The organism is Paenibacillus sp. 11B (assembly GCF_030487755.1).
Taxonomy (GTDB): domain Bacteria; phylum Bacillota; class Bacilli; order Paenibacillales; family Paenibacillaceae; genus Paenibacillus; species Paenibacillus vandeheii.
Map to the genome: position 1 here is coordinate 1,078,151 of NZ_JAUKNS010000002.1, position 12,839 is coordinate 1,090,989.

Here is a 12,839-nt window from a genome sequence, read left to right on the forward strand (position 1 = left end):
ACGTGAAACATATATGTATATTATCTATCGTTTGGCAGCCTTTCCAGACACGGATGATTGTTGCCACTTCTGGATCACGTTGCTTAGAGCTTCAAGCGTGAAGGGTTTGCCGATAAAATCATTCATCCCGGCTTCAACACATTTCTCTTTCTCTCCATCCATAACATTTCCGGTCATCGCAATAATTGGTATGGAGTGCCGCGGCACATTCTCTTCTATGGCCCTGATTTTGCGTGTCGCCTCCAGTCCGTCCATTAGAGGCATCATATTATCCATCAGGATCAAACTATAATCTTTGCTGAGAAAAGCCGTGATAGCCTCTTCCCCATTGGAGACGGTATCCACCCGGGTTATGCCCAGCTTTTTGAGCTGCATCAGCACAACCTGCCGATTAATGGAGTTATCGTCAGCGAGCAAGAGCGATATCGGTAAGAAGGTATGCACCTGCTCCTGACTTTCCTTATTGCGATTCATCTGATTGGATATCGGTTCAACCGTTCTGCGCAATAATTTCATCTCGCCATGTTCATTAGACATCACATGATCACTCTCCTAATCGCGAATTATGCCATACTGCGTATAGGAAGGCTTCATTCATCCTACCTTTTTCACCAGCTTCAAATGCCTGGACCGTTCCCGCTCAAATACAACCCATCTATCATTATACATGATCGATGAATGGGCATGCGTTCAGCCCATCATTAATCTCAACTAATTTTCTATAATTTAAAATTGTCCTGTAAGTGTTCTAACGAGTGACCTCTGTTCTTCAGATATAAAAAAACTGACCTGCGTAATTAACGCAAGTCAGTTTTCCCCTCTGCAGCGAGTCCAAGCTTTTTTAACAAACGAATTGCATCCGCCTTTTCCGAGGGTTCAAGTCCATCCACCGCATCAATGATCACCTGGTGGTGCTGAGGAAAGATTTGTGTAAACAGATGTCTTCCTTCCTCCGTCAATTCAGCATATATAACACGCCGATCTTCCTTGGATGCTCGACGAATCAGCAGATTTTTGTTCTGAAGCTTGTCCACAACATACGTGATATTACCGCTGGACATTAACACTTTCTCACCGATCTTTTGCAACGCCTGCGGCCCTTTATGGTATAACAAATCAAGCACGCCAAATTCTGTCGTATTCAGTCCATGACTCTGGATATCCCGATTGGACCTGGATGTAACGGAATTGTATGCGCGAGCGAGAACCACAAATAATTGCAAAGACAGTTCCCGATTGTCCTCGTTGTTCGGCATTTCTATAATCCTCCATCAGTTGTTTACATTTCGACCTGCGTCTGGGACCGTATCTGCTCCCATTCTTCGCGCAGCATTCCCATACGAATTGAATCATAATGCTGGCCATCCACGATGCGGCATTTGCGCATACGTCCTTCCACCTGAAGCCCCGCCTTCGAAGCCGAACGCATCATTCGTTCATTGCCTGACCATGTTGTTAATCCAACCCGGACCAGTGGCAATTGCTCGAATAAGTGGCTGGACCACATCTGAAGTACTCGCGTGCCTATCCCGCGTCCCCATTGGGCTGAACAATATAGCACGATTCCCATTTCCAGCCACATGGATGGACGATGCTCCCAATAATAGCTGATTGTGCCGACAATTCGGCCATTCAACTCAACAATTCGAATGGAGTCCGGGTCAGAATTGTGCTTAGTCGCTTCAAGTCGTCTCAGCATGCTCCGTTCAAAGTCTTCGTAGCTCTCGTGTTCAAGGGCAAAATATGGCGCATCCCATTGTTTCCATTCCGGGACATCTTCACTGTAGATTAATTCATAGAGTTCAGTCAGATCCTCTTTTTCCACACATCGAAGAGAAATTTCTCCATCCACTAACGGGTTCTCCCTCATCTATACACTGACCTCGCTTTCAGTTCAGGAACGATGACGCTCATCGATGCTGCCATCACTCTTCGCAAGAATGACGGTGTCCGCCATATGAATAAACAGTCCATTATCGACAACACCTGGCAGCATATTTAACTGCACGTTAAGCTCCGCAGCTTGTTCTATGGCTTCCATACGGCAATCCGCAATGAGGTTTCCATTATCCGTAAGATACCGTTGATCCCCATCCATACGCCATTCCGGGTTACACCCAAGTTTCTCAAGCGCCTCGAAAGTCCACTCTGACGCAAAAGGAACCACCTCAACCGGCAATGGGAATTTCCCCAGCTTTGGTACTGCTTTGCTGCCATCGGCCACAATAATCAGCTTGTCGCTGTTTGCAGCTACAATTTTCTCACGTAAAAGCGCACCGCCGCCACCCTTGATCAGGTTAAACTCAGGGTCAACTTCATCTGCACCGTCAATGGTCAGATCCAGACGTCCAATCTGATCAAATGGAACGATCGGAATCCCCCACTCCTTGGCGAGCTTGTCCGATGCTTCCGAGGTAGCTACCGCCTGAATGTTTAACCCTTCGCGTACCCGCTCACCAATTCGACAAATAGCGTAATACGCCGTTGAACCTGTACCCAACCCAACCTTCATTCCATCTTGAACATATTCTGCCGCGCGCTCAGCTGCTATCTGTTTAAGATTCATCTATAAACCCCCGCTGCTCATGATTTAAGAAATGCATACTGTAGTTATTATAGATAAAACCGCTTCCGATGTATATCTGTGCAATGAGGTATTCCACTGGGAAACTTGGCCTGTTTCTCTGCTTCACATGCATCATTGATCATGCTTATGTATGTTCTTGGTTAGATTAAAGTCCAAATCCAAACATCATTTCCTTTACATTCTCCCCCTTGGTGCACGATTGGAAAGGCAGATGATAGGAACATTTCTCTGTCATTTGCCTTATTTTCTTCAAAGTTTAAGGATGTTTTTTAACCCACCATGTTATAGAATACAGAATGAAACTAAAAAATGGGAATTATTTTAAATAAACAGTTCTAAATACCTACATATTGCTTTCATATGTCCATAAATACGTAAAATATTAAAAAAGTTTTAACAAAACTATTCAATCTGGCGACATTTTATACGACATATTAAGTATAGATGTGTTTTAATAATTAGACACCTATAGGTATCCAGGTAAAAATATCTCTACATAGCGACTACAAACCCAAGACCATGGTCGCACATTATGCCTTTGGAGGGGATTAAGAAATGATGTAATTGGCGTCATAAAAGCAACCAAAATATATGTTTTTAATTCAAAGAAGATCAGGAGTGGACTTTAGTGAAATCATTAAGTTGGAAAAGTATGTCATTTTTCTCAAAAAATCTGTTACTATCATTTACGAACATTATCATTATCGGCGTGGCGCTTATTGCCAGCAGCTACTATTTTCAAAAAACGATTCTTGTAGATCAGTTACATGGTCAAGTAGAACAAATCACCAAAAAATGGGCAGAAGGTATTGATTCCACTGATGTACAGGCTGCTATCACAGAAGGCAGTTATGATGGAAAAACACAAACCAAATTGCGCGCCTATTTCGATGAAATGCAGCAATATTATCCCAACATTGCCCAAGCCTACATCTTTGGCGTTGAGCTCGGTGGAGATAACAAGCGGTTAACTTCCCTTGTCGCCATGCCAACCAATCTAAAGGAAGCTTTCCAGAGTGAAAATGTAAATATCGGCGATATGTATGAACAGCCTGTCGTTGTGGCAAATGCGCTCAAAGAAATGTTGAATACTGATCGCCCGACATTCACCACATTTTATTCCGATGATTTCGGAACCTGGACCACCATTGCTTATCCGATCAAGGATAGTAACGGCAAGATTTATTCCTACTTTGCAGTTGATGCAGACGCATCAGCGGTACCGGCCGGACTGAACAAATTGCTTAAAAACGGAATTATTATTCTGGTAGCTTTCCTGCTGCTGTTCCTGATTATCCAATATCTTGTTGTCAAAAACACGCTTTCCCCTATTCGTCACCTGATCAAAGGGATTGATGACGTAAGTCGGGGTAATTTGAATGTCAAGATTCCAACTGGTAAAGATGATCTGGGAATTGTGAATGAAAAGTTCAATACCATGGTTCGCAAGATTAACGATACTATCGTCAAAGTGCAAATTACTTCACAAGAAGTCAATGAGTCTGCCAAGGAATTGTATGAAGTCTCTGAGAGAAACAGCGAGAATGCTGATTCTATCAATAGCAACGTTACTCAGATTACATCGAATATTCGTGCACAGGAACAGGCAACACGAGATAGTGCCCGTGCGATGTCCGAGATGGCTATTGTTATTCAGACTATTGCCAGCAGTTCAGCCAGCGTAGCTGACGAAGCCTATGAGATGGAACGCCGTTCACAACTAGGAAACAGTGTTGTTCGTCAGGTGTCCGAACAGATGAATCTAATTACGGAATCTGTTAAAAATACCGCTTCTGCCATTGAGGTTCTGGAGAGCCGCTCTCAGGAAATTGGCGATATTCTGAATATCATCTCAGGTATATCCAGCCAAACGAACCTGCTTGCGTTGAATGCATCCATCGAAGCAGCACGTGTTGGTGAGGAAGGCAGAGGATTCGCAGTTGTAGCGGGTGAAGTACGCAAGCTTGCTGAGCAATCCGAACAATCCACGAGCCAGGTTGCTGTACTGATCCAGGAGATTCAAGCTGAAATCAGACAAGCCGTTCGTGCGATGGAACAGGGTACTTCCGAAGTGGATACCGGCCTCAGTGTAGCTGATCAAACCGGTCAATTGTTCGAGGAAATTCTGGAAGCAGCCAAAAAAGTATCGAATCAAATTCAGGAAGTATCCAGCGCTACTGAAGAAATCTCTGCAGGTACAGAAGAAATGACAGCAACTGCGGATGATTTGTCTGCCAGCGTGAGTAAGACAGCTGATAACAGTGAACGCATCTCTTCATCCGTTGATGAACAAAAAGCATCTTTGATTACACTTGTTGATTCTTCTACCCGTTTGAACACGATGTCTGAGGAACTGCAAGAACTGATTTCTCATTTTAATGTAAGCAAATTATAATTCAATCCACAATTGAACGGTTTGAACCAAGGAGGAAAAACTGAAGTGGTCAAAAATCAATCATCGTCTTCCCACACAATGGAATCTGGCCTGCCGGTTCTTCAGATTCCACTGGATTATGGGCGCCGTCAACAAATCTTCTCTTATGAGTCTGCTCATATACCACTAGAAAAGTCTCTGGGGCGGGAACTCCAACAGAGGTTCAACTCAGAAAACGTGTATCCAGTTTTACTGACTGCGTATGCAGCATTATTATTCCGTTTGTCAGGGGAACAGGAACTTGCCATTGGCACGTTGGCTCCAGACCAGGCAGCTTCCCATGTGTTATTGCAGATTCAAGGCAAGTTAACCTTCAGTGAGCTGGTACGTCAGATTTCAGATCAACTTCAGCACCATCATACGCTCCAAACAGGAGGAAACCCGGAAACCCTGTTCATGTTTAATCGTGTCCAGTTGCCTCAGGCTCCTCAATTGTTAAATTGGAATATTCGTGATGATCAGGATATGCTCATGCTGGATCTGTTCTACGACAGTTCACTTCTGAGTGAATCCACGGTCACGAGATATGCAGAGTATTATCAGACCCTGCTTCGCGCCATGTTGCGAAATCAAGACAAAGCAATCGGTACAGTGGACATTTTGTCCGCTTCAGACCGGTTGTTATATAGAGAAATGAATGACACCACCGTGCTCGAACCGGAGCATCAGACGATTCATGGCTGGTTCGAAGCGACAGCAGCCCAATATCCTGAATCACCGGCAATTACGTCTCCAACCGGCCGTTACACGTATAGAGAACTGAACGAACGTGCGAATCAGGTTGCCCGTGTGTTGTTATCCAACGGATTGCAAAAAGGAGAATTTGTCAGCATCTTTATGGAGCGGAGCCTGGAAACGATTATTTCTTTGCTCGGTATTCTCAAAGCTGGCGGAGTATACGTTCCTGTCGACCCTGAGCATCCACAAGAACGCAACAGTTATATTGTCGAAGATACAGCTTCATCATTTGTCCTGACCAAAGAGTCCTCTTTACTTGAAGCTTCACGGTTATTCTCAGGTATTACTACTGTTCGCCAAATCCTGGCTGTGGACGGACGCCTTGCCGGATTTGCAGCAAGCAACCCCAATCTGGATATTCAACCAGATGATCTGGCGTATATTATCTATACTTCAGGATCTACCGGCAAGCCCAAAGGTGCACTTATTGCCCATCGGGGTGTTGCCAATCTCGGTAGTGTTGTGCAGCGGGATTGCGATATTAAACCAGGTGACGTATTAACCCAGTTTGCTACATACAGCTTCGACGCATCAGTGTGGGATACGATTGGCGCCTTGTTCTACGGAGCAGAATTGTACCTGTTATCGGCGGAGGAACGTGTATCCGTTGAAGAGTTTGCGAGTGCAATTGAGCGCACAGGCACAACGATTATTACGATACTGCCAACCATCTTTTTCAACCAGCTGGCTTCCTTCCTTTCAGATGAAGGCTTCCACAAGCTGGCTAAAGTCAAAATCATTACCGTGGCCGGAGAAGCTCTCTATGGTGAGCAGGTTCGTGCCTTCCAACGCAAGTTTGGCAACCAGATTGATATTGTCAATGTATATGGACCCACGGAATGTACAGTAGCTACAACGACCCATCGCATTAGTGAGCAAGTTCCTGAAAATGTCGTTAATATTCCAATCGGAAGACCGATTCATAACTATAAAGTGTATATCGTCAATGAAGAACAGCAACTCTGCCCGGTAGGCGTCCCTGGCGAGGTATATATCGCGACACCTGCCCTGGCTCAAGGGTATCTGAACCAGCCGGAGCGCACAGCGCAGGCATTCATTGATAATCCTTTTGCCATCGATGAGAAAATCTATAAGTCAGGTGATATAGCCAAACTGCTCGATAGCGGACTACTGGAATATGTCGGACGCAGCGACTCGCAATTAAAGATTCGGGGTCACCGGATTGAAATCGGGGAGATTGAGGATCATTTTGCCCGCCTGGATCAGGTCCAGAATGTCGCCGTGATTCCCAAGAAGGAATCGGATGGTCAAAACATGCTCGTAGGATACTTTACGTCCAAAGATGGCAGTACACTTTCCGTTGCGGACATCAAAGCCGAGCTAACGGTTAAGCTCCCTTCCTATTTTGTACCGAAATGGATATGTCAGCTCGACGAAATGCCGATCGCACCGACAGGAAAGATCAATCGCAAAGCGATGGTATCTCTGCCTCACGTCGAGCGTCATGAAGATCGTCCTGATCGGGTACTTCCGGAGACGGAAGCTGAAGCTATTATTATGGAAGCATGGAAAGAAATTCTTCAGCACGATGACTTTGGTGTGGAGGACAGCTTCTTCGCCATTGGCGGCGATTCCCTTCGGGTCATCCATGTGCTGGTCATTCTGAAGCCGCATTATCCGCAGCTGAAAATTGCTGACTTTTTTGCCGAAAAGACGATTCGTGCTTTGGCACAGCATGTGGAGACGCTGGCTCAAATAACAGAAGTTACTGCCCATTCCTCAGTGCGTGAGGGCGTAATCACCCAATTGTCAGAACATCCTGTAGAGCTGAGATCCCAGATTGGTTACCCGGATATTCTGGATCCCGAGCATGTGCTCTTGACCGGGGCTACCGGATATCTTGGTTCCCATGTGCTGCAGCAGTTGATTCTAACTTCGAATACACGCATCTATACTCTTGTTCGCCGCCCTGCAGATGGAAGCTCTGCGATGGATCGACTGAGTAACGTCATGAAGGGTTACTTCGGGCCAGAATTACTGCCTCTCCTCGCATCCCGTGTCGAGATTATCGAAGGTGATCTGGAGCAACCGAATCTTGGTCTTTCTGCCGAGCAGACGACTTATGTGCAAGAACGAATTGACCGTGTGATACACTGTGCCGCTGATGTACGACATTTCGGAGATGCAGCACAATTCGCCAAAACCAACGTGGATGGAACCATCGCACTGCTCCATCTTATTCGCAGCAAGCCGGGTGCTTCCTTCCACCATGTATCCACGATGGGGATTCCGGAAGACCTTGCACTCAGTGGACAGTGGGAGACCTCATTGCAATATGACCGGTTCCCTGCAGATTTGCACGTGGACAACCTGTACTCGGACAGCAAGCTTGAAGCCGAGAAAGTGCTTATGATTGCTGCCGAAGAGGGTGTGCCTGTGAGCATCTATCGTGCTGGTAATCTGACCTGTCATTCTGAAACGGGACGCTTCCAGTCCAACATCGATAGCAATGCCTTTTATCGTATGATTAAAGCGATGTTATTGCTGGGTAAGGCTCCAGCAGCCGACTGGATGGTTGATTTTACGCCGATTGACTATGCAAGTCAGGCAATTGTTCATCTGGCATTGCGCCAAGACACAGCAGGACGAGTATTCCATATCTGTAATCCGGAGCCGATCAGCTACGATGATCTGATTCGTTCTGTGAATCGGGCCGGCTATGACGTGCAGACTCTGCCCTTTACAGAGTACACCAACTGGTTGTTCGATGGCAGTGTCAGCAAGGACCCTGAGGCGCTTCAACTGGCGATCGCACAGCTTGAAGGAGACGGTGCCAAGGATTCTGCATACGTGTATGCTTCTCCTGTAACAACTGCCTATGTGGAACCAGCCGGAATTACTTGTGCCAAAACGGATGATCGTTTCATCTCAAACATGCTAGAGCATGCTGTTGAGATTGGTTATTTTCCTAAGGCCGTCCGACCGCATTTTGGCACTTCTTCAACCAAGGAGTAAATTCAATACTGTGAATGCATGTAGTGCATCCACTGAAAAATATTAAGAAGCCACCCAACGTCAGTGATGACGTTGAGGTGGCTTCTTTCTTCATGAAGGCTCTTTCTTCAAGAAAGCTCCTTAAATCCAGCGAATCAAGGCAATAACCGCCAAATGTGCAGGATAAAAATAACGCCAAATCCAACGTGGACCTTTCAGACGGAACCCTGCGTTATAATACTGGGCCACTGCGATTCCAACGGTAGCGATTACGCTGTACATCTGAACGGAGCTGCTGTACAGCAAAATATACAGAACATTCAAGAGCACATGAGCCATGACCAGAATGGGTCCCTGGAAGTAACGAAACAGCAATACAAGCAGCAAGCCATACATGCCGTAATCCATATGGGTCATCTCCATGACCAAGCCTGCCCCGATCACAATCGGAATTCCCAGCATACGGTTTGGAAGTTTATCAAGTACGAGCAACACAAGCAGGGCTGACCACAATGTCCATACCACATTCAGCGAAAAATGATTAAAAGCCGCCATAAACGGCAATTGCGAGAGAACAGCAATCCAGAACAACCGCCATATGTATTTTTGTACGTTGCGCGTATGTTTATAACCGATATACACGGCAAAAGCATAGATTGGAAAAGCAATCCGACCAATGATTCGCAGCTCGGTTACCTGCGGATAAAAGACGGCTCCTATATGATCGATCAACATCGTAATCATTGCTATCCATTGCATCATTTTGAGCTAATGCCTCCCTTGCCCTGAAGTTCAGGGGTCTCCATGAATTGCTTATACATGAAGTTCATAATACATGAAATCGGTATCCAGCGTATAGCCTTCCGACTCATATAATGCCTGAGCCTTCTTGTTGCTTATCGCTGTAGAGAGCACGATTCGCACAGCTCCACTCTCATCTGCCAATCGTCGTGCAGCTTGCAGCAGCTTACGCGCAATTCCCTTCTGGCGATGATCCGCATGTACGTACAGATCATTAAGCACCCAGCTCGGTCTCATGGACACCGAGCTAAAGCTTGGATAAAGCTGTACAAATCCACCCAACTCGCTCGATATAGGCTTATCCGTCAAGCTGCTCTCCTCTCTCTTGTCTGTATTCACTTCCAATTCTGCAATCAGAATAACGGATTCATTGCGTTCCATACGTTCTCTTATATACTCATTCGCTCCGTTCAGATCTGTAAGCTGGTCGTAAAACATCCTATATTCATTGAACAGCTGTGCCACGCCATTAACATCCCCAAGCTCGGCACGTCTAATCCGATACGTCATTTTCCATCAACTCCTTATATAAAACGTCTCTCCGCCTCATTCACCCTCTTATTCTAAGCCCAATTTGACGCTTTCCCCATTCATCATCTGCATCAAAGTTTGTAATATATTTCGATAATCCAAACTTAAAAGTATATTTCATTGGAAGCGTCGCACACTATAGTCAGATTAGAGACTCAGGATTACAGCATAGGGAGGCGAAACTGAAATGGAAAAAGACAATATCTATGAACAGGTTAGGGCTAATCTGTTGGGTGTTGCCGACATAATCTATCAGCCTTTTCAAATCGGACCTTTCCATTGTGAACTCATCTATATTCAGTCCATTGTGGATACCCCTACCATGCGGGAAGCCATCGTCAAACCACTGCTTGAGGAAGCTTCACGAAATGAAATAGATCATCAATTCATTACCCGTGTCGTGACCGGATCATTTTTCACCCTTAACAGCCACCACTCGAATTCAGCAGCAACAATTGTGGATGATATCGTTTCAGGTAATGCAGCATTATATATCGAGGGTATTTCGGGCATGATCCACTTCGCTCTTCAAAATTATCAAAGACGTTCCGTAACGGAATCAAGCAACGAAGTTGTGATCGTCGGGCCTCAGGAAGCCTTCATCGAAGATATTCATGTGAATATGTCTCTGCTCCGGCACAAAATCAAACACCCTGATTTGAAAATGGTCAAATTCATCATTGGTAAATACACCAAAACTGAAGTATTCGTTGTGTATATTCAAGGGTTATGCAAACCGGACATTTTGGAAAACGTGCTGGAAAGCCTTGGTAATATTGATATGGACAGCAGCTTGGGCGTGAGTTATTTATCTGAATTTCTGGAGGATCATCCGCTCTCTCCTTTTCCGCAATATCAATATACCGAACGGCCGGATACGGTGGCGGCTGCACTGGTTGAAGGGCGGATCGGGGTTATGCAGGACGGAACACCGTTTTCCCTGCTCATTCCCGTAACCTTTTTTTCTTTAATGCAGTCTTCGGAAGACTATTATCAACGATTTTATTCTGCTTCCTTTATCCGGCTTATTCGTCTGCTGTTTGCCTTTATAGCCTTCCTGCTGCCATCCTTATATGTCGCCGTTACTACTTTTCACCCGGAAATTATTCCGACCAACCTGCTGATTACGATTGCTTCTGCCAGAGAAAACATTCCTTTCCCCGCCCTGATTGAAGCACTCATTATGGAAGTGACCTTTGAAGGTTTGCGCGAAGCGGGAATTCGTATTCCGAAGCCGCTGGGTCAGACGGTGTCCATTATCGGCGGGATTGTGATTGGTCAGGCGGCCGTACAGGCTGGAATTGTCTCAGCACCATTGGTTATCGTCGTATCCATCACAGGTATTGCCGCCTTTATCATCCCGCACTTCGAGCTCGGACTGGCCTTCCGGCTGCTTCGTTTTCCAGTGCTGTTTATGGGCGGAACACTGGGTCTGTTCGGCATCGTGATCTCGATCTATCTGATCTATTGGTATATGGTCAGTCTTCGCTCATTTGGCGTTCCTTACATGCAGCCCTTTGCTCCTCTCGTACTTCGTGATATCAAGGATACTATCGTTCGCGTGCCCTGGTTCCTGATGAAGCAGCGTCCAACAGCTTATGCAAATGCTAATAAAAAAAGGCAAAAGACATGAAAAAGTTTATCATTACAACCAAACTGAGTGTCGTTTTGATATGCGTTTTACTTTGCAGTGGCTGCTGGTCCAAAGTGGAGATAAATGAACGTACGTTTATTACAACCATGTATGTGGATAAAGGAGAAAAACCGGGTGAAATCGATATTTCACTAAGTACGCCGCTGCCGAACCGTCTCACTCCGCAAGGAACCGGAGGACCCGGAAAAAATCCATATGCTCTCGTTTCGGCTTCCGCATCCACCATCGCTGATGCTATGGAGAAAATCCAAACAGATCTCACACGAAAGCTTTCCTGGGGGCATACACGGGTAGTGGTATTCGGTGAAGCATATGCTAGAGAAGGAATTCAAGATACGATGGAATGGATTTCACGTGAACCTTTGTTCCATCTTAGCAGTTATGTCATGGTTGCCAAGGGCAGAGCCCGAGACGTGGCTAATCTGACCCCGGTTTTCGAAGAAACACCCAGTGATGTGTTAAGAGAATTTGCAACCGAAGAAAATATGTTAAAGACACAAATGCTCACTGTACTTATGGCTGACAAAATGAATCAGGGCTTTGCTGCCCCCTTACTGGAATCGAAAGCAACCACAATGGCAAGCGAGGAGAACAAACGAAAGCAATGGACCAGTCAGGTGGGCAGTGCTCTTTTCAAACAGATGAAGATGGTTGATTCGATCTCACCCGAAGAAACAAGAACGGTAGCCTGGGCCAATCGCAATTTGGATACTTTGGTCGTCTCCGTGGAAACTGATGACGAGAAAGCGAGTATGACCATCTATAATATGAATTCCAAAATCAAGGTCAAACTTGTAAATGGACAACCTTTTTTTGACATCACTTTAAGGGGTGAGGCAGAACTGAATTCCGTGATCCCCGTTCTCAAGGTCAAGGATGTTGTGGGCGTTAAACAAATACAGCAAAAGGCCAATGAAAAGGCGAGTGCATATTTAACAAACGCAATAAAGGCCGGACAACGAAAAAAAGCTGATATTCTGATGCTTGGTTATCGTCTGGAATGGGCCTATCCTCGCATCTGGGAACAGTTGCGTCCCGTTTGGAATGATTATGTCAAAAACGATTTGCAGTTTAACGTGCATACCAATATCAACATCCAGTTCGTAGGATCGGAATCCAGCTACTGATAGGAGCAGTTG

The 12,839-nt window shown here is 45.6% G+C and carries 10 protein-coding genes; 4 read left to right on the forward strand and 6 right to left on the reverse strand.

Going from position 1 to position 12,839, the window contains the following annotated elements:
• Positions 1-24: 24 nt before the first annotated feature.
• The 4 genes from Q0V21_RS13300 to rpiA form a co-directional block, all read right to left on the reverse strand.
• Positions 25-537 (reverse strand): response regulator, encoded by a 513-nt coding sequence (locus Q0V21_RS13300; protein WP_079347079.1) that lies wholly within the window; start codon positions 535-537, stop codon positions 25-27.
• A 260-nt stretch (positions 538-797) separates the two neighbouring features.
• Complete coding sequence (locus tag Q0V21_RS13305; protein ID WP_024630132.1) at positions 798-1,256, reverse strand: MarR family winged helix-turn-helix transcriptional regulator; 459 nt, start codon at positions 1,254-1,256, stop codon at positions 798-800.
• Between the two features lie 23 nt (positions 1,257-1,279).
• A complete protein-coding gene (locus Q0V21_RS13310; RefSeq protein ID WP_483312371.1) occupies positions 1,280-1,852 on the reverse strand; it encodes a GNAT family N-acetyltransferase in 573 nt (190 codons plus the stop codon).
• A 42-nt stretch (positions 1,853-1,894) separates the two neighbouring features.
• Positions 1,895-2,566, reverse strand: coding sequence for a ribose-5-phosphate isomerase RpiA (rpiA, locus tag Q0V21_RS13315; RefSeq protein ID WP_079347081.1), 672 nt, complete (start codon positions 2,564-2,566; stop codon positions 1,895-1,897).
• A gap of 673 nt (positions 2,567-3,239) precedes the next feature.
• Between rpiA and Q0V21_RS13320 the strand changes: the two genes are divergently transcribed.
• Positions 3,240-4,982, forward strand: a complete 1,743-nt coding sequence (locus Q0V21_RS13320; RefSeq protein WP_301879554.1) for a methyl-accepting chemotaxis protein — start codon at positions 3,240-3,242, stop codon at positions 4,980-4,982.
• A gap of 45 nt (positions 4,983-5,027) precedes the next feature.
• Positions 5,028-8,735 carry a non-ribosomal peptide synthetase family protein gene (locus Q0V21_RS13325; protein WP_143805404.1) on the forward strand — a complete coding sequence of 1,236 codons (3,708 nt, stop codon included), beginning with the start codon at positions 5,028-5,030 and terminating at the stop codon, positions 8,733-8,735.
• 120 nt (positions 8,736-8,855) lie between these two features.
• Here Q0V21_RS13325 and Q0V21_RS13330 read toward each other — a convergent pair whose 3' ends face one another.
• Together Q0V21_RS13330 and Q0V21_RS13335 are read right to left on the reverse strand one after the other, a co-directional pair.
• Positions 8,856-9,476: a TraX family protein gene (locus Q0V21_RS13330; RefSeq protein ID WP_301879306.1), complete on the reverse strand. Its 621-nt coding sequence runs from the start codon at positions 9,474-9,476 to the stop codon at positions 8,856-8,858.
• 51 nt (positions 9,477-9,527) lie between these two features.
• A complete protein-coding gene (locus Q0V21_RS13335) occupies positions 9,528-10,025 on the reverse strand; it encodes a GNAT family N-acetyltransferase (RefSeq protein ID WP_079347083.1) in 498 nt (165 codons plus the stop codon).
• A 208-nt stretch (positions 10,026-10,233) separates the two neighbouring features.
• Between Q0V21_RS13335 and Q0V21_RS13340 the strand changes: the two genes are divergently transcribed.
• Together Q0V21_RS13340 and Q0V21_RS13345 are read left to right on the forward strand one after the other, a co-directional pair.
• Positions 10,234-11,679 (forward strand): spore germination protein, encoded by a 1,446-nt coding sequence (locus Q0V21_RS13340; RefSeq protein WP_079347085.1) that lies wholly within the window; start codon positions 10,234-10,236, stop codon positions 11,677-11,679.
• Positions 11,676-12,827: a Ger(x)C family spore germination protein gene (locus tag Q0V21_RS13345; RefSeq protein ID WP_079347087.1), complete on the forward strand. Its 1,152-nt coding sequence runs from the start codon at positions 11,676-11,678 to the stop codon at positions 12,825-12,827. Before Q0V21_RS13340 ends, Q0V21_RS13345 begins: the two co-directional genes overlap by 4 nt.
• Positions 12,828-12,839: the final 12 nt, after the last annotated feature.